18 protein-coding genes are annotated in these 21,492 nt (G+C 71.4%); 11 read left to right on the top strand and 7 right to left on the bottom strand.

Translation table 11 applies throughout. The features are described 5' to 3' along the window. Window positions 1-20: 20 nt before the first annotated feature. Both ACZ9QC_RS36990 and ACZ9QC_RS36985 read left to right on the top strand, forming a co-directional pair. On the top strand, window positions 21-1,757 hold the full coding sequence (locus ACZ9QC_RS36990; RefSeq protein ID WP_472917072.1) for a PEP-utilizing enzyme: 1,737 nt from the start codon (window positions 21-23) through the stop codon (window positions 1,755-1,757). A gap of 87 nt (window positions 1,758-1,844) precedes the next feature. Further along, window positions 1,845-2,159, top strand: coding sequence for a putative quinol monooxygenase (locus ACZ9QC_RS36985; RefSeq protein WP_257561681.1), 315 nt, complete (start codon window positions 1,845-1,847; stop codon window positions 2,157-2,159). A 111-nt stretch (window positions 2,160-2,270) separates the two neighbouring features. On the opposite strand, the gene ACZ9QC_RS36980 is transcribed toward ACZ9QC_RS36985, so the two are convergent. The 4 genes from ACZ9QC_RS36980 to ACZ9QC_RS36965 are packed head-to-tail and all read right to left on the bottom strand — an operon-like array spanning window position 2,271 to window position 5,243. After that, a complete protein-coding gene (locus ACZ9QC_RS36980; RefSeq protein ID WP_472917071.1) occupies window positions 2,271-3,296 on the bottom strand; it encodes an NADP-dependent oxidoreductase in 1,026 nt (341 codons plus the stop codon). 4 nt (window positions 3,297-3,300) lie between these two features. Next, window positions 3,301-3,516 (bottom strand): transposase, encoded by a 216-nt coding sequence (locus ACZ9QC_RS36975; protein ID WP_472917070.1) that lies wholly within the window; start codon window positions 3,514-3,516, stop codon window positions 3,301-3,303. A 6-nt stretch (window positions 3,517-3,522) separates the two neighbouring features. Next, window positions 3,523-3,825: a 2Fe-2S iron-sulfur cluster-binding protein gene (locus ACZ9QC_RS36970; RefSeq protein ID WP_472917069.1), complete on the bottom strand. Its 303-nt coding sequence runs from the start codon at window positions 3,823-3,825 to the stop codon at window positions 3,523-3,525. Window positions 3,826-3,833: 8 nt separating this feature from the next. Continuing rightward, window positions 3,834-5,243, bottom strand: coding sequence for an aromatic ring-hydroxylating oxygenase subunit alpha (locus ACZ9QC_RS36965; RefSeq protein WP_472917068.1), 1,410 nt, complete (start codon window positions 5,241-5,243; stop codon window positions 3,834-3,836). 369 nt (window positions 5,244-5,612) lie between these two features. On the opposite strand from ACZ9QC_RS36965, the gene ACZ9QC_RS36960 reads away from it, so the two are divergent. From ACZ9QC_RS36960 to ACZ9QC_RS36945, 4 genes are read left to right on the top strand one after another with little or no spacing between them, the layout of a single operon-like run. Then, entirely contained in the window at window positions 5,613-6,755 is a 1,143-nt protein-coding gene (locus ACZ9QC_RS36960) for a sugar ABC transporter substrate-binding protein (protein WP_472917067.1), read from the top strand. Further along, window positions 6,740-8,263, top strand: a complete 1,524-nt coding sequence (locus tag ACZ9QC_RS36955) for a sugar ABC transporter ATP-binding protein (protein ID WP_472917066.1) — start codon at window positions 6,740-6,742, stop codon at window positions 8,261-8,263. The genes ACZ9QC_RS36960 and ACZ9QC_RS36955 overlap by 16 nt, the downstream gene beginning before the upstream one ends. 27 nt (window positions 8,264-8,290) lie before the next feature. Continuing rightward, complete coding sequence (locus ACZ9QC_RS36950; RefSeq protein WP_472917065.1) at window positions 8,291-9,391, top strand: ABC transporter permease; 1,101 nt, start codon at window positions 8,291-8,293, stop codon at window positions 9,389-9,391. Further along, entirely contained in the window at window positions 9,388-10,452 is a 1,065-nt protein-coding gene (locus tag ACZ9QC_RS36945; protein WP_472917064.1) for an NAD(P)-dependent alcohol dehydrogenase, read from the top strand. The genes ACZ9QC_RS36950 and ACZ9QC_RS36945 overlap by 4 nt, the downstream gene beginning before the upstream one ends. 108 nt (window positions 10,453-10,560) lie before the next feature. Here the strand turns inward: ACZ9QC_RS36945 and ACZ9QC_RS36940 are convergent, their stop codons facing one another. From ACZ9QC_RS36940 to ACZ9QC_RS36930, 3 genes are all read right to left on the bottom strand, one after another. Then, entirely contained in the window at window positions 10,561-11,346 is a 786-nt protein-coding gene (locus ACZ9QC_RS36940; RefSeq protein ID WP_472917063.1) for a ThuA domain-containing protein, read from the bottom strand. A gap of 3 nt (window positions 11,347-11,349) precedes the next feature. Beyond that, entirely contained in the window at window positions 11,350-12,114 is a 765-nt protein-coding gene (locus ACZ9QC_RS36935) for an SDR family NAD(P)-dependent oxidoreductase (protein ID WP_472917062.1), read from the bottom strand. A gap of 81 nt (window positions 12,115-12,195) precedes the next feature. Then, the gene (locus ACZ9QC_RS36930; RefSeq protein WP_472917061.1) at window positions 12,196-13,434 is read right to left on the bottom strand and encodes an acyl-CoA dehydrogenase family protein; all 1,239 of its coding nucleotides are present in this window, start codon (window positions 13,432-13,434) and stop codon (window positions 12,196-12,198) included. A 195-nt stretch (window positions 13,435-13,629) separates the two neighbouring features. On the opposite strand from ACZ9QC_RS36930, the gene ACZ9QC_RS36925 reads away from it, so the two are divergent. The 5 genes from ACZ9QC_RS36925 to icmF all read left to right on the top strand — a co-directional run bounded on the left by ACZ9QC_RS36925 (window position 13,630) and on the right by icmF (window position 21,453). Next, window positions 13,630-15,168: an AMP-binding protein gene (locus ACZ9QC_RS36925; protein WP_472917060.1), complete on the top strand. Its 1,539-nt coding sequence runs from the start codon at window positions 13,630-13,632 to the stop codon at window positions 15,166-15,168. Window positions 15,169-15,267: 99 nt separating this feature from the next. Further along, a complete protein-coding gene (locus tag ACZ9QC_RS36920) occupies window positions 15,268-15,882 on the top strand; it encodes a histidine phosphatase family protein (RefSeq protein WP_472917059.1) in 615 nt (204 codons plus the stop codon). Window positions 15,883-15,903: 21 nt separating this feature from the next. Beyond that, on the top strand, window positions 15,904-17,094 hold the full coding sequence (locus ACZ9QC_RS36915) for an acetyl-CoA C-acyltransferase (RefSeq protein ID WP_472917058.1): 1,191 nt from the start codon (window positions 15,904-15,906) through the stop codon (window positions 17,092-17,094). An 18-nt stretch (window positions 17,095-17,112) separates the two neighbouring features. Further along, a complete protein-coding gene (locus tag ACZ9QC_RS36910) occupies window positions 17,113-18,129 on the top strand; it encodes a PDR/VanB family oxidoreductase (RefSeq protein ID WP_472917057.1) in 1,017 nt (338 codons plus the stop codon). Window positions 18,130-18,222: 93 nt separating this feature from the next. Further along, a complete protein-coding gene (gene icmF / locus ACZ9QC_RS36905) occupies window positions 18,223-21,453 on the top strand; it encodes a fused isobutyryl-CoA mutase/GTPase IcmF (RefSeq protein WP_472917056.1) in 3,231 nt (1,076 codons plus the stop codon). The last annotated feature ends 39 nt before the right edge of the window (window positions 21,454-21,492 follow it).

Raw genomic sequence — 21,492 nt, 5'->3', positions numbered from 1 at the left:
ACGGAGGGAACCCCCTCGCCATGAAGCACTGGATCACCGACTGGCAGCGCAGCGAGCGACTGCCCCACTACACCCGGGCCAACGCGGGCGAAACCCTGCCGGAGCCGGCCAGCCCGCTGGGCTGGACCCTGGTATGGGGGCGCGGTCTGCAGGGCTGGCGTCGCGGTTTCGTCGAGTTCGGCATCTACCGCGAGGACGAGACCAGCGGCCCTCGCCCTCCGTTCGTCGGAATCTTCGGCGGTTACTTCTACCTCAACCTGTCGCACCTGCGGCTGTTCGGCATCCGCATGGGGCAGACCGCGGACCAGATCGACACCGCCTTCGTGGGCCAGCGCTCCGACACACCGGTGTACGTGCCGCACCCCGACGACCGGGACGCGGAACTGACGGCCAAGGCCACAGCGACGCTGCAGGGGATGCTCGGTCAGGCCGGCTACCCGGAGGGCGACGCCGACCATGAGCGGCTGCGCCGTATCAGGCGCGAGCGACCCGACCTGGCGTCCCTGTCCGACGTCGAGTTGGTGGCCTACGCCCGCTCGTTGCTGGCCGACGTGGAGACGACCTTCCAACGGCATGTCGAGTCCTCGCTGCCCGCGTCCGTCGGGCCGGCGATCCTCGGACCGCTGTGCGCGAGCGTCGGCCGTCCCGGCGCGATGCTCGACCTCATCGGCGGGCTGGGAGGCGTGGACTCCGCCTCTCCGTCAACCGGGCTGTGGACGCTCTCCCGCCAGGTGGTCGCCTCGGCGGAGCTGACAGCTCTGTTCGACCGGGGTCCGGCCGCGGTGCAGCAGGCTCTCGAAGGGGCGACCGGAGACGTCAAGGCGTTCCGTGACTCCTTCGACGAGTTCATCGCCGAGTCCGGCGACCGCGGCCCCAACGAGTGGGACATCCACGCGCTGTCCTGGGAGGCGGCGCCGGTCCAGGCGCTGGCTCTGGTCGATCGGATCCGGCACACCTCCGACGACAACTCTCCGGCCGCGCGTCACCGCAGGCTGACCGAGCGCCGCGAACAACTCGCGGCGGAGATCCGAGCGGCCCTCCCCGAGGACACTCGGCCGATGTACGACGCCGGCATGCACGCTTCCCAGGTGTGGATCCCGGCTCGTGAGCGGACCAAGGCCAACTGTGTGACCGTCATCAACGAAATCCGTATGACGGTGAGGGAGCTGGGTCGTCGCGGAGTCGAGGCGGGACGCTTCGCCGAGCCCGAGGACGTGATGATGCTGCTGGAGACGGAGCTCGACGACTATGTCGCCGACCCGGGCGGCTTCGAGCCCGTCATCGCCCAGCGGCTTCAGGAATACGCCGGGCTGCGCGAGCTGGAACCGCCGTTCTTCGTCGCACAGGACGCACAGACCGAGATCGACGGCTGGCCGCGGCGCAGCGAGGACGGCGTCGCGACCGCCGCGGAGGGCGATGTCCTGACCGGCGTCGGCGGAAGCCACGGCGCCTACACCGGCAGGGTGCGGGTGGTCACCGACCCGGCCTCGTGCGAGGCGCTGGAGCCGGGCGAGGTGCTGGTGGCGCCGATCACGGACGCGGCCTGGACCCCGCTGTTCCTCGTGGCGGGAGCAGCCGTCGTGGACGTGGGGGCGCTCAACAGCCACGCCGTCGTGGTCTGCCGCGAACTCGGCATCCCGGCCGTCATCTCCGTCGAGGGCGGTACACGACGGCTGCGGGACGGCATGGTGATCACGGTCGACGGCGAGAAGGGCACGGTCACCGTGGACGGCGTCCCGGCGGCACCCGGCATCTGAGCAACCATGGGCCCGTCGCTCCTTCCTGACAGAGGGGCGGCGGGCCCACGGTCATGAGCCATGACCGTGGAAGGGGAAAGGACCACCGTGTCAGAGGAAATCATCGTCGCCGGCTGGATGGACTACGAGCCCGCGGACCGCGACACGATGCTCAGGCACCTCGTCGAAGTCGGGAAGCGCACCCGCGAGGAAGAGCCCGGCTGCCTGGACTACGCCATGACGGCGGACCCCACGGACGGCCGCCGGATCCGGGTGTTCGAGCGGTGGGTGTCCCAGCAGGCCCTCGACGAGCACTTCGCCACCCCGCACATCAAGGACTTCCGGACCGCCGTGGCCGGACTGACCCGGTTGGGGGTCTCCCTGCAGGCACATACGGTCGCCGCGTCGCGCCCCATGCGCTGACCGCGGTCCCGGCCCGTGCGACGAAGGGCGCCCGCGTCGCGGGCGCCCTTCGTCGTTCGTCGTTCGTCGTTCAGTAGTCAGTCATGCAGTCGTCAGTCATTCATTCAGTCGTCAGTCATTCAGTCGGACCAGCATCTTGCCGATGTTGCCGCCCCGCAGCAGGGACAGCAGGGCGTGTGCCGCGTTGTCCAGACCGTCCACGACCGTCTCGCGCGCGGTGATCCGGCCCTCGGCGAGCCAGCCCGCGACCCGCTGCTCGAACTCCGGCCGCAGGTCGTCGTGGTCGCGGACGATGAAACCGCGCAGGGTCAGCCGCTTGAGGACCGCCTGGATCAGCTGGTTGATGTCCGCGGACCGCCCGTCGCCGCCGAACTGCGACATCATGCCGCACAGCGCGACCCGGCCACCGGTGCGCAGCACGTGCAGCGCGGCGGCGAGCTGTTCCCCGCCGACGTTGTCGAAGTAGACGTCGATGCCGTCGGGCGCCAGCCGGGCCAGTGCGTCGCGCACCGGCTCGGCACGGTAGTCCGCGGCCGCGTCGTAGCCGAACTCCTTCACCAGCAGGGCGCACTTGTCCGGCCCTCCGGCGGTCCCGATGACGCGGTCCGCGCCCAGCAGGCGCGCGAACTGACCGGCGGCGGTACCGACCGCGCCGGCCGCCGCCGACACGAGGACGGTGTCGCCCGGACGCAGCTGCGCGATCCGGGTCAGGCCGACGTAGGCGGTGAACCCGGTCTGGCCGAGCAGGCCCAACCAGGTGGGCAGCGGGGCGAGTTCCGGGTCGATGCGACCGGCGCCGTCCACGGCCCCTTCGTCGAGCACCGCCCGCTCCCGCCAGCCGAGTTGGTGGCGTACGTAGGTGCCCGGCGGCACGGAGGCACAGCGGCTCTCCTCCACGACGCCGAGGGCGCGGCCGTCGAGCGGGGCGCCCGGGGTGAAGTTGTGCGTGTAGTGCTTCTCGGTGCTCTCCAGGCGGCCGCGCATGGACGGGTCGACGCTCATGTAGAGGTTGCGCACGAGCAGCTGCCCCGCCTCCAGGGGCGGCAGCGGGCGTTCCTCGACGGCGAAGTCACCGGGAAGCGGCTCACCGTCCGGTCGGCGCACCAGACAGACCGCCCGGGTGGTGCGGGGCGTCACCGGGTCACTCCTCGGGCTGCGGCGTCGCGCGCCGCTGGGCGAGGCGGCCGACCCAGCCGGCCATCTGGAGGTCGGCGTGACGCAGTTCGCCCGACTGCCACCGGGCCTGGAAGTCGAAGACGCCCTGTGCCCCCGTCCCGGGGTCGGTCACCTCGACCAGCCCGTCCTCGGTGAGCCGGTACACATGCCCGGTCAGGGGGTGGATCACTTGCTTGGACATGGGGCCTCACTCCTGCGCTCGGCGGCGCACGCCGCTCTTGGTCACGGTCACCGGGCCCTCGACCAGGAGCCGGCAGGCGAGTCTGGTCGAGCCGTCCACCGGCCGGCGCAGGGACTCGATGCCCTCGCGCTCCAGCAGGCCCACGGGCGAGCAGTTCTCGGCGCCCTCCTCGACCCGGACGAAGCAGATGCGGCAGGTGCCCTTGCCGCCGCAGACGGTGGGCCATCGGTAGCCGAGTCGGCGGGCGGCGGTGAACAGGTCCTCGCCGTCGCGTACTTCGAGCTCGACGCCGGAGGGTCTGACCGACACGCGGTGGGTCACTTTTCCATCCACCGGTCGAGGGTCCGGTTGAAGTGGCGGATGCGGCTCTCCTGGTAGTTGGCCAGGGTGATGCCCGGCTTGCGCATGGCCTTCAGGCCCTGCTGGACGTAGGGCAGGTTCTCGCAGTCCTGGTCGAAGACGGGGCCGAGCACGCCGAGTTCGGGGATGTCGGCGAAGAGCATGTCCTCGGGCACCCAGCGGATCTTCGCCGGTGGCGGCAGCTCGCCTGGCTCTTTCGGGGACGACATGAAGATGATCTCGGCGGTGCAGGAGTCGGGGTCGAGGCCGTGGGGCCGGAACCGGTAGATGATGTTCGACTTGGCGCCGCCCCAGGGGTTGAAGTTGGGGAACAGCAGGTAGTTGATGGCGTCCAGCAGTTCGGTGTCGGGGGTGTTCGAGAAGTCCTGCCGCGAGGTGGCCGCCAGTTGCGCCCGCATGCGCTCGGCGAGGACCTGGCGGGCGGTGCCGCCGGGCGGGATCGCCGGCAGCTCGTCGCCCTCCTGCCGTACCAGGTCACGGCCCTGGGCGGCGGAGTAGAACGCGCGCGAGTCGTAGAAGGTCTCCAGGACGTCCTCCTCCGTGACGGAGTCCGCCACGTGCGGACTGGGCGCGCCCTGGATGTTGATCATCCGGCTCCAGTTCGGCTGGTCCGCCATGACGTCGTACTGCGAGTTGGCGTCGGCGAGCCACGGCAGCATCTGCGGGTGGGTGGCGATCACATGGAAGGACTCGATGAACGCGTCCTGGGCGACCTTCCAGTTGCAGGGCAGCACCTTGCCGATGTGCAGCGACTTGTAGCGGTTCTCCAGCGGCCAGATGTAGTAGTCGTCGAAGGTGCCGCGGTAGCTGTCGAAGGACTCGGCGTACGGGTCCATGTTGATGAAGACGAAGCCGCGCCAGGTGGCCACCCGGGCCTCGGGGAGGGCGAACTTCTCCGGGCTGACGTGCGGGAAGTCCCAGGCGCACGGCGGGGTCCGCATCGTGCCGTCGAGGTTCCAGGTGAAGCCGTGGAACGAGCAGCGGAACTCGCCGACGTTGCCGCCGCCGGTGCGCAGTTTGCGTCCGCGGTGCAGGCAGACGTTGACGAAGGCGCGGATCTCCTCGGGCGCCGTGCGGACGACGATGAGCGAGTCGTCGCCGATCTCGTAGACCTCGTGGTCGCCGACCTCGGGGATCTCGCTCTCCAGGCAGGCGAACTGCCACACGCGCCGCCAGACCTGCCGCATCTCCCGTTCGGCCCACTCGCGGGAGGTGAAGCGGGCGGTGTCGACGTCCTCGCTGCCGAGGTGGTCGTTCCGCTCGAACCTGAGGGCGGGGGGAACGGGTCGGCTGTCCTGGTCGAGGTAGTCCTGGACGCTGGGCCCGGGGCACCGCGCGGTGCCCAGCTCCGATGTTTCGTCCATCATCTCTCCTCCGGCAGAAACTTTAGAGTGAGTGTAGTTACGGGTGGCGGCGTGGAGCAACACTCGTACCGGTGGATGGACTCTCGCGATTTCCTCGCCCACCACGATGTTCGCCGCTGGTACCGGAATTTCTTGTGGCGGACCTCTCCCCAAGACCGCTGGGACATGTCACACTCCGACCCACTTGAGGCTGTAGTTCCTCAAAAGTTTCTCCATTGCCGGACGGTCTTTGCCGTCCCGGCCCCAGCGCCGCGGCGTCCTCGCCCCGGGGCAACACGGAATCGATCCGCCTGACCGGAGCCCGACCACCGCGGACGCGGGAGCGACGTGGGTCGCGGCAGCGCAGGCGACACCTCTCGGGAGTACTCAACGATGAGTTCCAGACCCCGTCGCACGGTCCGCCGTGCCCTCACCGCCACCGTCTCCGTCGCCTCACTGCTCGCCCTGGCGGCGTGCGGCGGCGGCAGCACTCCCGCCACCGACTCCACGCAGGCGGCCGCGCCGGGCTCCCCCGGCCTGACGGCGGCCCGCGAGGCCCTGGCGAAGTACTCCGAGCGCCCGACCACGATCTCCGTGACCGAGCCCGTCGGCAAGAAGATCCCCAAGGGCAAGAAGATCGACTTCATCCTCTGCGGCGTCCAGTCCTGCAAGGACCTCGCCGACTTCTTCACCGAGGCCGCCGAGGAACTCGGCTGGGAGGTGAAGCAGATCGCCACCCAGGGCACCCCGGAGTCCGTCCAGGCCGCCTACGAACAGGCCCTGCGCGACAAGCCGGACGCCGTCGTCGCCTCCGGTTTCCCGCGCGCCGTCTACGCCAAGCAGCTGGCCCGGCTGAAGGCCGCCGAGATCCCCGTCATCCAGTCGAACGCCGACGACCTGCTGGGCGACGGCATCTCCCTGCTCAAGAACGGGCCGGACGACGTCGGCGTCCAGGGCGAGATGCTCGCCTCATGGGTGGTGTCGAACAGTGACGCCAAGGCGAACACCGTCTACTTCGACCTTCCGGCGTACACGATCCTCAAGCCCGTCAAGGACTCCTTCGCCGCCAAGTACAAGAAGTGGTGCGACGGTTGCGGGCTGGACAACGTCGATGTGCCGATCACCGCCGTGGGCAAGGACATGCCCGACCGCGTGGTGTCGTACCTCCGGTCGCACCCGAAGGTGACCCACGTCGTCTTCTCCCTGGGCCTGCTCAACGTGGGCGTGCCGACCGCGCTGAAGACCGCCGGCATCACCGGCAAGCGCATCGTCGTCAACGTCGGTGACGCGCAGAACTACCAGTACATCCAGAGCGGTCTCACCGACGGCGCGATGGCGCTCAACTCCCACGAGACGGCCTGGCTGCAGGCCGACGCACTGGCCCGGCACTTCACCGGCCAGCCCATGGACGTGGACCAGAAGGCCGCACTGCCCAACATGCTCGTCACCAAGGACAACCTGCCCTCGGCCGACGGCGACTTCCCGATCGTCGAGGACTACCAGGCGCAGTTCAAGGCGCTGTGGGGGCTGAGTTGACCGGGCCGGTGCTCCGGGTGGCCGCCCTGTCGAAGAGATTCGGCGGCACCCAGGCCCTCCAGGACGTCGATCTGGAGGTCGAGCCGGGCGAGATCCACGCCCTGATCGGGCCCAACGGCTCCGGCAAGTCCACCCTCATCAAGATCCTCGCCGGCTACCACCACGCGGAGCCCGGCGCCGTGGCCGAACTCGACGGTGAGCCCTTCGACCTCGGCCAGGTCACGGCTTCCCGGCACGACCGGCTCCGCTTCGTCCACCAGGAGCTGGGGCTGGTGGGCGAGTTGAGCGCCATCGACAACCTCGCGCTCAGCCATGGCTTCGCCCGTACGGCCTTCGGCAACATCCGCTGGCCGGAGATGGAGCGGCGCACGAGCGCCCTCGTCGAGCGGTTCGGCCTCGGTATCGACGTACGCCGGCCGCTGGCGACGGCGACCCCCGTCCAGCGCACGGTAGTGGCCATCGCCGCCGCGCTGCAGGGCTGGGAGGGCCGGCGCGGTGTCCTGGTGCTCGACGAGCCGACCGCCGTACTGCCGCCCGGCGAGGTGGCCCGCCTCTTCGACATCGTGCGCGAGGTCCGCGACGCGGGCGCCGGCGTCCTGTACGTCTCGCACCGCATGGACGAGATCTTCGCGCTCGCCGACCGGGTCACCGTGATCCGCGGCGGACGCCGGATCGCCACCCGCCCGGTCGCCGAGCTCACCCCGCGTGCGCTGGCGGAGCTGATGGCGGGCGAGGAGATGGAGACCGACCACCGCCCCCCGACCCCTTCGAGCCGCGCCGACCCGGTGCTGGAGGTCAGGGACCTGTGGGCCGGGCCCCTGCGGGGCGTCGGGTTCGACCTGGCCGGAGGCGAGCGTCTGGGCATCACCGGCCTGGCCGGCTCCGGCCACGAGATCGTGCCGTACGCGGTGTGCGGGGCCCTTGCCGGGCGGGTGAGTGGCAGGCTGCGGCTGCCCCGGCGCTCCGAGCGGTGGACGCGGGCCCGCGACGCCGACGGTCTGGGCCTTCCCCTGGTTCCCGCGGACCGGGCGGGCGAGGGCGTGATCGGCGACTTCTCGGTCGGCGAGAACCTCACCCTGCCGCTCCTGGGCCGGTTGCGCGCCCGTTCCGGGCGGCTGCGCCGACGCCACGAGTCCGCCCTGGTGGAGGACTGGATCCGGCGGGTCGGTGTCCGGACGGCCGGCCGCGGGGCGCGGATCACCACACTGAGCGGCGGCAACCAGCAGAAGGTCGTGATGGCCCGCTGTCTGGCACAGCGCCCGCCGGTGCTGGCGCTGTGCGAACCCACGGCGGGCGTGGACATCGCCACCCGTCTGCAGCTGTACGACCTGATAGAGCGGCAGGCCGGCGAGGGCATGGGCGTCATCGTGTCCTCCACCGACACACAGGACCTGCTCGCGCTGTGCACCCGTGTCCTGGTGGTGCGGGACGGCCGGATCGCACGGGAGATCAGCGGCCGGGACATCACCGAGTCCGCGCTCGTGCACGCCATGGAAGGAACCGAGTGACATGTGTCCTGGAAGGAACCGAGTGACATGACGTCCACCCCGACCCGGGCGGCGGGGCTCCCGCCGTCCGCACCGGAGAGATCCATGGTGTCCGTACCGGGGACAGCGGTCCGACGGGCGGTGGCCGCCCTGTCGTTCCGGAACATCGGCGCCGTGTACGTGTGGCTGGTCATCGTCGTGCTCTTCTCCGTGTGGGCGCCGGACACGTTCCCGACCGCCATCACGGTCAAGCAGGTGCTGAACGGCAACGCCGTGGCGGGCCTGGTGGCCCTCAGCGTCGTACCGCCGCTGGCCGCACGGGTCTTCGACCTCTCGATCGCCTACACCATGTCGCTCACCAGCGTGCTGACCGCCTATTTCATGGTCTCCGCCGGGCTCGGTCCCGGCACGGCCATCGCCCTGGCGATGACCGTCGCGCTGCTGATCGGGGTCGTCAACGGCATCGTGGTGGTGGTCCTGCGCGTCGACTCGTTCATCGCCACCCTGGCCACCGGCGCGCTGATCCAGTCCCTGATCACCATGGTCACCAACGACAGCTCGATCACCGGTGTGCAGCTGCTCGCCGAGCCGTTCGCGAGCATCGCCCAGCTGGACGCGGGCGGTATCACGCTGCCGGTCCTGTATCTGCTGCTCGCCGCCGTCGCCATCTGGTTCCTGCTGGAACACACCGCCACCGGGCGCCGGTTGTACGCGACCGGTTTCAACGCGGACGCCGCCCGGCTTCAGGGGGTGCGCACGGACCGGCTGCGCTTCCTGACCCTGGTGGCCTCCGCGCTGCTCTCCGGCTTCGCCGGCGTCGTCTTCGCGTCCTCGGTCGGCTCCGGCTCGCCCACCGCGGGCACGCCGTACCTGCTGGCGGCGTACGCCGCCGCGTTCGTCGGGGCGACCCAGTTGCGGGCGGGCCGCTTCAACGCCTGGGGCACGGTCCTCGCGGTCCTCCTGCTCGGCACCGGCATCACCGGACTCGGGCTCGCCACCAGCGCGCAGTGGGCCGCGAGCCTGTTCACCGGCTCGGTCCTCATCGTGGCGCTGGTCCTCACGGGTGGCAGGGTCGCCCTGCCCGCCGTTCTGCGCCGCCGGACGGGGGCCCGTCAGGAGGAACCCACCAGCGAGGAGGTCCGACGATGAAAGCGGTCCAGTACCGACGGGTGGGGCACGCCCCCGAGGTGGTGGAGGTTCCGGTGCCGGAACCCGGCCCGGGCCAGGTGCTGCTGAAGGTGACGGCGGCGGGGCTGTGCCACTCCGACCTGGCGGTGATGGGCTGGCCCGAGGACCAGTTCCCCTACGCGCTGCCGATGACGCTCGGTCACGAGGGTGTCGGGACGGTGGCGGCGGTGGGCGCCGGAGTGACCGCCGTGGTGGAGGGCGAGGCGGTGGCGGTGTACGGGCCGTGGGGCTGCGGGCGCTGTCACAAGTGCGCCGAGGGCAAGGAGAACTGCTGCGCGTACGCCGCCGGGCTCGGCATCCTGCCGCCGGGTCTCGGCCGGCCCGGGGCCCTGGCGGAGTACATGCTGGTGGACTCGGTCCGCCACCTGATTCCGCTGGACGGGGTCGACCCCGTCCAGGCCGCGCCCCTCACCGACGCCGGGCTGACCCCGTACCACGCGATCCGCAGATCACTGCCGAAGCTGCTGCCCGGCAGCACGGCGGTGGTGATCGGCGTGGGCGGTCTGGGACATCTCGCCGTGCAGCTGTTGCGCGCGCTGACCCCGGCCCGGGTGGTCGCCCTCGACGTGAGCACGGAGAAGCTGGAGCTGGCACGCGAGGTCGGCGCCCATGAGGCACTGTTCTCCGACGGCGAGGCGGCCGCGCGGCTGCGGGAACTCACCGGCGGTACGGGAGCGGAGGTCGTCCTGGACTTCGTGGGAGCCGAGGCGACCCTGGCGGTGGCCGCCGCGTCGGTGGCGGTGGAGGGGGATGTCACCGTCGTCGGCCTCGGCGGCGGCACGCTGGCCGTCGGCTTCGGCGGCGGGCTGCCGTTCGAGGTGTCGGCCGCCTTCCCCTACTGGGGCAGTCGGACGGAACTCATGGAGGTCCTGGAGCTCGCGCGACAGGGTCTGGTGTCCTCGCACGTCGAGACCTTCACGCTCGACCAGGCACCCGAGGCGTACGAGCGTCTGCACGCCGGGGAGATCAGCGGCCGCGCGGTGGTACTGCCGCACGGCCCACTCAGCCCGACCGGCGTGTGAGAACAAGGCCCGTTCAGGGCCGGAGCGGGGGTCTGGGGACGCAGGGCCCCAGGGATGGGAACAGGTAGGGGCGGCGGGGGCGGAATCCTCCGGCCGCCCCCGCCGCGCTCAACCACCCGCCGCCCCCCGCACACCTACCGTCCACTCCACGCACCGCCTCAGCACCGTCAGGAACTCCGGTGTCCGCCAGGGGCCCGGGTCCACACGCCCCGTGTCGTCCACGCCGAGGTCCTGCACGTCGTAGCGCCCCCGGCAGTGGCCGAGGGTGAAGTAGCAGACCTCGCCCCGGCCGTGGCGCTTGAGGTACAGCACCGGGCGGGGCGCGTCGTCGAGAGCCGCCGAGTCGCCCTCGGCGAAGCCGCGGCACGGTCCCGTGTACTCGGCGTGCAGCAGTACCTCCAGCTCCCCGTGCAGCTCGCACACGTACAGCTCGTCGGTGACCGTGAACGGCCCGATCCCGGCGACCAGCGGATGGTCGGGCCGGGTCACCCGCACCTGGTACGGCTCGATCGGCGGGTGGGCCAGGAACTGGCTGCCGAGCACCTGCGCCAGTTCGCCGAGGAGCCGTGGCGTGGTGAACACCCGCGGCCCGGCGCCCTTCGACGGCTCGATCACCGCGTTGGTGCCGTGCAGGGCGAGCCAGCGCCCGCCCCGCTCGACGAACCGCGCCAGGGCGGCCCGCTGGGCCGGGCGGGGCCGGACGTCGCAGGTGTAGGTGACCAGCAGGTCGGCCTCGTCGAGGGCGGCCTCGCAGTCGTAGTCCTGGTACACCGTGGTGCGCACGCGCGGATGCTCACCGAGCAGTTCCAGCAGCCGCAGTCGCGCGTGGTCGAAGTCGTGCCATCGGCCGCCGCAGACCAGTACGGCGTCCAGGCGGCCGGCCGGGCCCGCCACGGCTCAGTACTGGACGCGGGTGAGCAGCCCGCCGTCCACCACGAGGTTGACCCCGACACAGAAGGAGCCGGTCCGCCCGAGCAGGAACGCCACCGCCGCGGCCACGTCCTCCGCGGTGCCGTAACGGCCGATCGGCAGCTTGGCGAGGACCTCCTCGTACACCTCGGGGCGGCTGGTGCGGATGGTCTCCCAGGCGCCGCCGGGGAAGTCGATCGGGCCGGGCGAGACGGTGTTGACGCGGATGCCCTTCGGGGCGAGGGCGTGCGCGAGGGCCGAGGCGTGCTGGACGACGGCCGCCTTGAGCGCGGAGTAGGAGTTCGCTCCGGCCGGACGCGCGGTGTCGGAGGCGTTGGTGGTGCCGATGGCCACGACCGCGGCCCGGTCGGAGGCCTCCAGGTGCGGCAGCGCCGCCTCGACGAGTCCCGCGAACGGGATCAGGTCGCCGCGCAGGCTGGCCTCCCACGACTCGGGGCCCTTCACGTTGCCCGCCGACACGTTGGACACCAGCAGGTCCAGGCCACCGAGTTCGGCGGCCGACCGCTCCACGAAGCCCGCGAGGGCGGCCGGGTCGGTGACATCCACCGCCTCCGCGAACACGGTGGCCCCCTCGGCCCGCAGTTCGGCGGCGGCCTTGGCCAGCCCCTCCTCGCCGCGGGCGCACAGCGCCAGCGAGCAGCCCTCGGCCGCCAGGGTGGCGGCGACAGCCCGGCCGATTCCCCGGCTCGCCCCGGTCACCAGCGCCTTCGCGCCCGTCAGTCCCAGATCCATCGATGTCACTCCTTTGTGATTGTGCGAACGAATCCCGGTCTCGCAGCCACCGGGACAGACCCCTCGGTCACCTCGGTCACCTCAGTCACCGGGCAGCTGCGAGAAGGGCGCCCGGTCCGCCCGCGGCTCCGGCGGCAGCTTCAGCACGCGCTCGCCGATCAGGTTGCGCTGGATCTGGTCGGTGCCTCCGGCCAGCCGGTAGCCGGGGGCACCGAGCAGGTGCTGGGTCCAGGCGAAGGCGCCCGGTTCCCCGGTGTCGGCGCTGATCCGCGCTCCCATCAGCTCGGCGGCGACCTGTCCCGTACGGGTCATGAGCTCGGAGGCCATGAGTTTGGTCAACGACGCCTCCGGGCCCGGCCGGCCGCCGGCGGCGCTCGTCCTGGCGACCCGGTCGACGGTCGCCGCTCTCAGAGCGGTACGTACGTACAGGTCGGCGAGGCGCTGGCGGACCAGCGGGTCCCCGCTGCGGCCGAGGGAGCGGGCGAGGGCGAGGACGTCCGGAAAGGTGCCGCCCTTGCGGCGGTTGCCGCTGCCGGAGGCGGTCCGCTCGAAGGCGAGGGTGGCGGTGGCGACCTCCCAGCCCTGGCCCGGTCGCCCGATCCGGAGCCGGTCCGGGACGCGTACGCCGGTCAGGAAGACCTCGTTGAAGGAGGCGCCGCCACTCATCTGACGGATGGGCCGCACCTCGACGCCGGGCGCGTCCAACGGGACCAGGAAGGCGGTGATGCCGGCCTGTTTGACGACGTCCGGGTCGGTGCGGGCGAGCAGCAGACCGTAGTCGGCGAACTGGGCGCCCGAGGTCCACACCTTCTGGCCGTCGACCACCCAGTCGTCGCCTTCCGCCCGAGCGCGGGTGCGCAGGGCGGCGAGGTCGGATCCGGCGGCGGGCTCGCTGAAGAGCTGGCAGGCCAGCAGGTCGGTGCGCAGGAAGGCGCGTGCGTAGTGGTCGCGCTGCTCGGCCGTGCCGAACAGGGAGACGGCCATCGCGACCAGGCGCACGGTGACGCTGATCAGCTCGGTGGACGGCGGCACCTCGAAGGCGGACTCCTCCTGGGCGAAGACCGCCGCGTGGGCGGCGGTCAGACCCGCGCCGCCCTTGTCCGCGGGGAGCGTCAGCGCCTGGTAGCCGGCGTCGAAGCGGGCGCGCTGGTAGGCGCGGCAGCGTTCCAGCAGCAGGCGTTCCTCGTCCTCCGGGAGGTTGTGGAACACGGCGAGGTCGGCGGCCGCTCCGGCGGACTGCGGCGTCCGCGCCGGTTCGAGCACGGTGGCCAGCCACTGCCGGACCTGTGTGCGCCAGGCGTCCGGATCGGGCTGTGACATGGCTCCTCCTCGGGCACTTACCAGACGAAAGATTGAGTAAGAGGGAGTGGAGCGTGGGCCGCACTCACGGTTCGAGCATGCGGTAATGGCTCCGTCTGGGATCAGAGTGTTCCGCACTTTCTTGATAAACGCTACAGTCTCGACATCCGTCCTCTCCTCGAATCGGGAGAGGACCGAGGAGCCGCCGGAGGAGCCATGTCGCTGCTGCCACTCGACCACCGCGCCCAGGAGACACCGGACGAACCCGCCCTCGCGGACGACCTGAACGTGCTGTGCTGGTCCGGACTCGTCGACCAGGTCGCGCGAGCGGCGGCCCGGATGCTGGAGTTCGCGCCCGGCCCCGACGACCGGATCGCCGTCCTCGGCGACAACGCGATCCCGACGCTGGTGGCCCATCTCGCCGGCCTGCGGGCCGGGGTCGGGACCGTGGCCACGTCCCGGAACCTCACGTCGGGGGAGCTCGTCGACCAGATCATCGACGCGGGTGTGACCGGGATCATCGCCGGGCCCGCCGGCGCGGGCGCCGCCCTCGACGCGGCACGGGAACTGGGCCTGCCGCTGGTGACGCACGGGACCGCGCCGGTCGGGCACGCCTTCGACTGGGACCTGTGGCTGGCGGCCGCACCCGCCGGACGCGCCCTTCCCACGGACCGGCCCGCCCGGCCTCCGCTCGTCTACACCTCGGGCACCACCGGACGGGCGCGCGGCACCGAGGTGCGCTGGGTGAGCGGCCCGGTCGCCGACGCCTCCGCCTACCTCGCCGCGGTGTCCGCCCGGCCCGGGTTCCCTCCGGGACCCCACCTGGTGTGCGGCCCGCTGCAGCACAACGCGCCGCTGACCTCGCTGCGGCACCTGGCGGCGGGGCAGCCGGTGGTCGTCCTGGGCAGGTTCGGCGCGGAGGCGTTCCTCCACCGGGTGCAGAGGTGGGGGGTCTCCTCGACGGTGATGGTGCCCACCCACTTCCAACGGCTGCTCGCCCTTCCGGACGAGGTCCGCGCCCGGTACGACGTCTCCAGCCTCCGGCAGGTCTCCCACACCGGCTCCGCGTGTCCACCGGACGTGAAGCGAGCCATGATCGACTGGTTCGGTCCGGTGCTGACGGAGTCGTACGGCGCGAGCGAGGCGGGAACCGTGGCGCGCATCAGCAGCACCGAATGGCTGGCCCACCCGGGATCCGTCGGACGCGTCCGGTCCCCGTTCGAGGTGCTGGTCACCGGTGACGACGGCCGGGTGCTGCCGCCCGGCGAGCACGGGCTGCTCGCCTTCCGGGCGCCCGAGGACCAGGGCGTGCGCTATCACGCGGACCCGGACAAGACCAGGTCCGCCTACCTCTCCCCCGGCGTCTTCACACTCGGCGACATCGGCTTCGTCGACGCGGACGGCTACATCTTCATCACCGACCGCGCCGCCGACGTCGTCGTCTCCGGCGGGGTCAACCTCTACCCGGCGGAGAGCGAGGCGGTGCTGCGGCAGCACCCGGCGGTCGCCGAGGTCGCGGTCATCGGCGTGCCGGACCCGGACTTCGGTGAGTCCCTGCGGGCCCTGGTCGTGGTGGCGGCCGACGAGCCGCCGACCGCTGAGCTGGACCTGTTCTGCCGCGAACGCCTCGCCGCCTACAAATGCCCGAAGTCCTACGAGTTCGTCCCCGAACTCCTGCGCAACGCCATGGGCAAGCTCGACAAACGCGCGATGCGCCGCCCCTACTGGGGCTCGGAGCGGACCATCGCCGGCTGAGCATGCCCGCCCCGTCGCCTTCCGGCCGGCCCGCCTCCCCCTTCCCGACCTTCCCGCTCTCCCGCCTTCTCCCGCCTTCTCCCGCACGAAGGATCACCCATGACCGAACTTCTCCTCGTCCGGCACGGCCTCCCGATGGCAGGCGTGTTCGACCCGGGGCTCTCGCCCGAGGGCACGGCCCAGGCCGAGCGCGCCGCCGCCTGGCTCGCGCACGAGCACCTCGACGCCCTCTACTCCAGTCCGTTCCGGCGCGCCCGCGAGACCGTGGCGCCCCTGGAACGGCTCACCGGCATGACCGCCACCGTCCTGGACGACCTGCGGGAGTGGGACACCGACGTCTCGCACCCCTACACGCCGCCCGAGCAGATACAGCGGGACGACCCCCGGTCGGTGGCGCTCTCCGAGGGACGGTACGAGGACTTCGTACCGGACCTGGACTGGGACGCCTTCCGCGCGCGTGCCGTACGCGCCATGGACACCATTCTCGACGCGCACCCCGGCGAGCGGGTCGCCGCCGTGTGCCACGGCGGAATCATCAACACGTATCTCGCGACGATGCTCGGCCTGCCCACGATGTTCTGGTTCCACCCCGGCTACACCTCGGTCAGCCGCGTGCGGCGGATGCCGGGCGGACGCCTCGTCCTGCACTCGGTCAACGAGACGGCCCACCTGATCGCCGAGCGCGCCGTCGACGCGGCCGCCGGATCCCTCTGACCCACCCAAGGAGGTCCCGCCATGCCCGGATCCGTCATCGTCGCCGGAACCAGGACACCCATCGGCAGACTGATGGGCACCCTGAGCCCCCTGTCCGCGGTCGACCTCGGCGCCCACGCCATCGGCGCGGCCCTGTCCGCCGCCCACCTGGATCCGGCGGCCGTGGAGGCCGTCGTCATGGGCCATGTCGTGCAGGCGGGGGCCGGACCCAACTCGGCCCGGCAGGCCGCGATCCGCGCCGGCATCCCGTTCTCCGTCCCCGCGAGCACCGTCAACAAGCTCTGCCTGTCCGGTCTGCACGCCATCGCCCTGGCCGACCTCATGATCACCTCCGGACGTCATGAGGTCGTCGTCGCCGGTGGCATGGAGTCCATGTCCGGCGCCCCGCACCTGCTGCGCGGAGCCCGCACCGGCTGGAAGTACGGTTCGACGGCGGTGGAGGACGCCCTCGACCGCGACGCTCTCGTCTGCGCCTTCGACGGCGTCTCCATGGGCGCGGCCACCGAGCGCTACCAGCAGCCGTTCGCCCTGACCCGCGAGGAGCAGGACGAGTACAGCGCGCTGTCCCACCGAAGAGCCGCCCTCGCGCAGGAGTCGGGCGCGTTGTCCGAGGAGATCACCCCGGTCGTCGTGACCGGACGCCGGGGAGAGACGGTGGTGGACACCGACGAGGGCGTACGGCCCGGGAGCACCGCCGAGGGGCTCGGGCGCCTGCGGCCGGCCTTCTCCGGCGCGGGCACCATCACGGCGGGCAACTCGTCCCAGCTCTCCGACGGCGCCGCGGCCGTCGTCGTGATGAGCGCGGAACGCGCCCGGTGGGAGGGCCTGACGCCGCTCGCCGAGATCGGCGCCTACGGCACGGTCGCGGGCCCGGATCCCTCGCTCCTGGTCCAGCCGGCCGGCGCGGTCCGCGACGCCCTGTCCCGGGACGGCCGGCTGAAGGCCGCCGACCTGGACCTGTTCGAGATCAACGAGGCGTTCGCGGGAGTGGCCCTGGCTTCGCTGCGGGAGCTGGACATCCCCCTGGACAAGGTGAACGTGGGCGGCGGAGCGATCGCGCTCGGGCACCCGGTCGGCATGACCGGCGCCCGGCTGGTGCTGACTCTCGCGGCGCAACTGCGCAGGCGCGGAGGCGGCAGCGGAGCGGCGGCCCTGTGCGGGGGCGGCGGCCAGGGCGACGCGCTGTTGCTGCACGTACCGACACCCGCCTGAGACCCGGAGCCGACTCCCATGAACGACCGACTGCCCCCGATCGACACGACCCTCACCGTGGCGAGCCGCACCATCGCCGCCGACGGCGTGGTCTGCCTCACCCTTCGCCGCCCCGACGGCGGTCCGCTGGCCTCCTGGACGCCGGGCGCCCATGTCGACGTATTCCTGAACAGCGAGAACAGCGACAACAGCGAGAACGGCAGGTCCGGCGACGGTGACGGCCACGGCGGTCTGATCCGTCAGTACTCCCTGTGCGGGCACCCGGCCGAACGCGAGGCGTGGCAGATCGCCGTGCTGCGCGAGCCACAGGGGCGCGGAGGCTCCGCGTACATCCACGACCACCTGGGCGAAGGCGACACCGTGCGGGTCCGCGGACCACGGAACAACTTCCCGCTGCGGCCCGCCGCACGCCATCTGTTCATCGCCGGCGGCGTCGGCATCACGCCCATCCTCCCCATGGTCGAGGCCGCGGAGGCCGCGGGGGCCGACTGGCGTCTGCTGTACGGCGGCCGCACCCGCACCTCGATGGCGTTCCTGGACCGCCTCGCCCCGTACGGGGACCGCGTGCTCATCCGTCCGCAGGACGAATACGGTCTGCTGGATCTCGCCGCCCACCTCGGCGAGCCCGAGGAGAACACCCTCGTGCACGCCTGCGGTCCCGAACCGCTGCTGCGGGCGGTGCGGGAGCGGTGCGCGGGCTGGCCGCCCGGCGCCCTGGGCGTCGAACGGTTCGCCCCGTCGGCACCGGCGGACGAAGCCGCCCCGGCCGCGGCCTTCGAGCTGGAACTCGCCCGCTCCGGGCTCACCCTCACCGTGCCCCCGGACCGCTCGGTGCTCGAAACCCTGGAAAAAGCCGGCGTCGCGGTCGACTTCTCCTGCCGGGAAGGCACCTGCGGCACGTGCGAGACCGACGTGCTCGACGGCACGCCCGACCACCGGGACGCGCTGCTGACCGAGGAGGAGCGGGCCGCCGGGGACACCATGCTCATCTGCGTCTCCCGCTCGTGCGGGCCCCGGCTCGTCCTCGATCTGTGACAGCGATCACCCCCGGCAATTTACTAGGACGTCCTAGTATTTCTTCGTACCGCTTTCGTCCTGCAGCACTCCACCCTGCCCCGGAAGGCCCTCATGAGCGATCAGCATCGACCGGTGCACCCCGTCCGTCTGGTCACCGCTTCGGCCCTGTTCGACGGGCACGACGCCTCGATCAACATCATGCGGCGGATCCTCCAGTCCCAGGGCGCCGAGGTGATCCACCTCGGACACAACCGGTCGGTGCGCGAGGTCGTGGACGCGGCGCTGGAGGAGGACGCGCACGGTGTGGCGGTCTCCTCCTACCAGGGCGGACACGTCGAGTACTTCGAGTACCTGGTCGAGTCGCTGCGGGCGCAGGGAGCGGGGCACATCCGCGTGGTGGGCGGCGGAGGCGGCGTCATCGTGCCCGCCGAGATCGCCCGGTTGCGCGGGAGCGGGGTGACCATCTTCTCCCCGGAGGACGGGCAGCGGATGGGCCTGGCCGGGATGGTCAACTCGGTGGTGCGGGACTGCGACTTCGACCTCTGGGACGACAGGCCGGCCGACGCGGCCGCCGTGCTCGCCGGTGACCGGTTCGCGATCGCCCGCGCCATCACCGGCGCCGAACTGGGCAAGCTTCCGCCCGACTTCCTGGAGCGGGTGCGGGCCGCCGCCGCGTCCCGGGTCGTACCGGTGCTGGGCATCACCGGTACCGGCGGCTCGGGCAAGTCCTCACTGACCGACGAGTTGGTGCGCCGCTTCCGCGTCGACCAGCGGGACAAGCTGCGGACCGCGGTGATCGCGGTCGACCCGACCCGTCGCCGTGGCGGCGGCGCGCTGCTCGGTGACCGGATCCGGATGAACTCCCTGGACGGCGACCGGGTGTTCTTCCGGAGTCTGGCCACCCGCGGCAGCCACGAGCTGCCCGAGCACCTGTCCGACGTCATCGACGTCGTGAAGGCCGCCGGATTCGACCTGGTGATCGTCGAGACGCCGGGCATCGGCCAGGGCGACGCGGCGATCGTGCCGTTCGTGGACACCTCGCTGTACGTGATGACGCCGGAGTTCGGTGCCGCCTCGCAGCTGGAGAAGATCGACATGCTCGACTTCGCCGACGTCGTGGCGATCAACAAGTTCGAGCGGCGCGGCGCCAAGGACGCCCTGCGTGACGTGGGCCGCCAACTGGTGCGCAACCGGGAGGCGTTCGACAAGCGGCCCGAGGACATGCCGGTGTACGGCACCTCGGCGGCGACCTTCAACGACGACGGAGTCACCGCCCTCTACCAGCACCTGCGGACCGACCTGGCCGGCAAGGGGCTGCCGCTGTCCGAGGGCGCGCTGGCACCGGCCGACGTGCGCCACTCCTCGGGCATCCGCCAGGTGGTGCCCGCCGACCGGGTGCGCTATCTCGCCGAGATCACCGACACCGTCCGCACGTACCACGCGGACACCGGAAGGCTGGCCGAGGCGGCCCGGCGGGTGCAGCGACTGGAGGCGGTCGAGGCCGAGCTCGTCGAGGCGGGCTCCGACGCGGGGAACGTCCGGGCACTGCTCGACGACGCCGTCAAGCGGCTCCCGCACGACATCAGGGAGCAGATCGGCGCATGGCCCGCCGTCATCGCCTCCTACTCCGGCGACGAGCAGGTGGTGAAGGTCCGGGACAGGGAGATCCGCACCCGGCTGACCCGCGAGTCCCTGTCGGGGAACAAGATCCCTCGCGTCGCCCTGCCCCGGTTCTCCGACCACGGGGAGCTCGTGCGGTTCTGGCGCCGGGAGAACCTGCCGGGCCACTTCCCCTTCACGGCCGGGGTGTTCCCCTTCAAGCGCGACGGCGAGGACCCGGCGCGGATGTTCGCCGGCGAGGGCGACCCGTTCCGCACCAACCGCCGGTTCAAGCTGCTCTCCGAGGGGCAGCCGGCCACCCGGCTGTCGACCGCCTTCGACTCGGTGACGCTCTACGGCCGCGACCCGGACGAACGTCCCGACATCTACGGCAAGGTCGGCACCTCCGGTGTGTCGGTGGCCACGCTGGACGACATGAAGGCCCTCTACGACGGCTTCGACCTCGTCGCTCCGACCACATCGGTCTCCATGACCATCAACGGACCCGCGCCGACCATCCTGGCCTTCTTCCTCAACACCGTCGTCGACCAGCAGACCGAGAAATTCCGCGTCGCCGAGGGCCGCGATCCGTCGCCGGACGAGGCGGCCGAACTGCGCGCGCACGCGCTGGCGAACGTACGCGGCACGGTGCAGGCCGACATCCTCAAGGAGGACCAGGGCCAGAACACCTGCCTGTTCTCCACCGAGTTCTCGCTGCGGATGATGGCCGACATCCAGGAGTGGTTCATCACGAACCGGGTCCGCAACTTCTACTCGGTGTCGATCTCCGGCTACCACATCGCCGAAGCCGGGGCGAACCCCATCAGCCAGCTGGCGTTCACCCTGGCCAACGGGTTCACCTACGTCGAGGCCTATCTCGCCCGCGGCATGCACGTCGACGACTTCGCCCCGAACCTGTCGTTCTTCTTCTCCAACGGCATGGACCCCGAGTACTCCGTCCTCGGCCGGGTCGCCCGCCGTATCTGGGCCGTCGCGATGAAGGACAGGTACGGGGCCAACGAGCGCTCCCAGAAGCTGAAGTACCACGTGCAGACCTCCGGCCGCTCCCTGCACGCCCAGGAGATGAACTTCAACGACATCCGCACGACACTGCAGGCGCTCATCGCGATCTACGACAACTGCAACAGCCTGCACACCAACGCCTACGACGAGGCGGTCACCACCCCCACCGAGGACTCGGTCCGCAGGGCCCTGGCCATCCAGCTGATCATCAACCGGGAGTGGGGCCTGGCCATGAACGAGAACCCGCTGCAGGGGTCGTTCGTCATCGACGAGCTCACCGACCTGGTCGAGGAAGCGGTGCTCCTGGAGTTCGAGCGGATCAGCGAGCGCGGCGGTGTCCTCGGCGCCATGGAGACCGGCTACCAGAGGGGCCGTATCCAGGACGAGTCGATGCTCTACGAGCAGCGCAAGCACGACGGCAGCCTGCCCGTCATCGGCGTCAACACCTTCCGCAACGATCACGCCGACACGGCCGGGCCGGGCGCCATCGAGCTGGCGCGCGCGACCGAGGACGAGAAGCAGTCCCAGCTGCGACGCGTGCGCGCCTGCCAGTCCCGCCATCGCGACGACGCCCACACGGCCCTGACCGCGCTCAAGGACGCGGCCATGGACGGCCGCAACGTCTTCGCCGTCCTCATGGACGCCGCCAGGGTCTGCTCACTCCAGCAGATCACCGAGGCTTTCTTCGAGGTCGGCGGCCAGTACCGCCGCAACGTGTGATCCGGCCCGTGGACCACGTAGCGGCTCATCAGAGAGGAC

Source organism: Streptomyces sp. HUAS MS02 (genome assembly GCF_055702265.1).
Note: the sequence above shows the minus strand (reverse complement) of the source record. Positions and strands in the feature narration are given on the sequence as shown.

Excerpts from the sequence above, each read along its gene's own strand:
- ACZ9QC_RS36915 (WP_472917058.1), top strand. The coding sequence starts at position 15,904 with ATGCCCGGATCCGTCATCGTCGCCGGAACCAGGACACCCATCGGCAGA.
- ACZ9QC_RS36910 (WP_472917057.1), top strand. The coding sequence starts at position 17,113 with ATGAACGACCGACTGCCCCCGATCGACACGACCCTCACCGTGGCGAGC.
- ACZ9QC_RS36965 (WP_472917068.1), bottom strand. The coding sequence starts at position 5,243 with ATGATGGACGAAACATCGGAGCTGGGCACCGCGCGGTGCCCCGGGCCC.
- ACZ9QC_RS36925 (WP_472917060.1), top strand. The coding sequence starts at position 13,630 with ATGTCGCTGCTGCCACTCGACCACCGCGCCCAGGAGACACCGGACGAA.
- ACZ9QC_RS36990 (WP_472917072.1), top strand. The coding sequence starts at position 21 with ATGAAGCACTGGATCACCGACTGGCAGCGCAGCGAGCGACTGCCCCAC.
- ACZ9QC_RS36920 (WP_472917059.1), top strand. The coding sequence starts at position 15,268 with ATGACCGAACTTCTCCTCGTCCGGCACGGCCTCCCGATGGCAGGCGTG.
- ACZ9QC_RS36960 (WP_472917067.1), top strand. The coding sequence starts at position 5,613 with ATGAGTTCCAGACCCCGTCGCACGGTCCGCCGTGCCCTCACCGCCACC.
- ACZ9QC_RS36935 (WP_472917062.1), bottom strand. The coding sequence starts at position 12,114 with ATGGATCTGGGACTGACGGGCGCGAAGGCGCTGGTGACCGGGGCGAGC.
- icmF (WP_472917056.1), top strand. The coding sequence starts at position 18,223 with ATGAGCGATCAGCATCGACCGGTGCACCCCGTCCGTCTGGTCACCGCT.
- ACZ9QC_RS36945 (WP_472917064.1), top strand. The coding sequence starts at position 9,388 with ATGAAAGCGGTCCAGTACCGACGGGTGGGGCACGCCCCCGAGGTGGTG.
- ACZ9QC_RS36930 (WP_472917061.1), bottom strand. The coding sequence starts at position 13,434 with ATGTCACAGCCCGATCCGGACGCCTGGCGCACACAGGTCCGGCAGTGG.
- ACZ9QC_RS36950 (WP_472917065.1), top strand. The coding sequence starts at position 8,291 with ATGACGTCCACCCCGACCCGGGCGGCGGGGCTCCCGCCGTCCGCACCG.
- ACZ9QC_RS36975 (WP_472917070.1), bottom strand. The coding sequence starts at position 3,516 with ATGTCCAAGCAAGTGATCCACCCCCTGACCGGGCATGTGTACCGGCTC.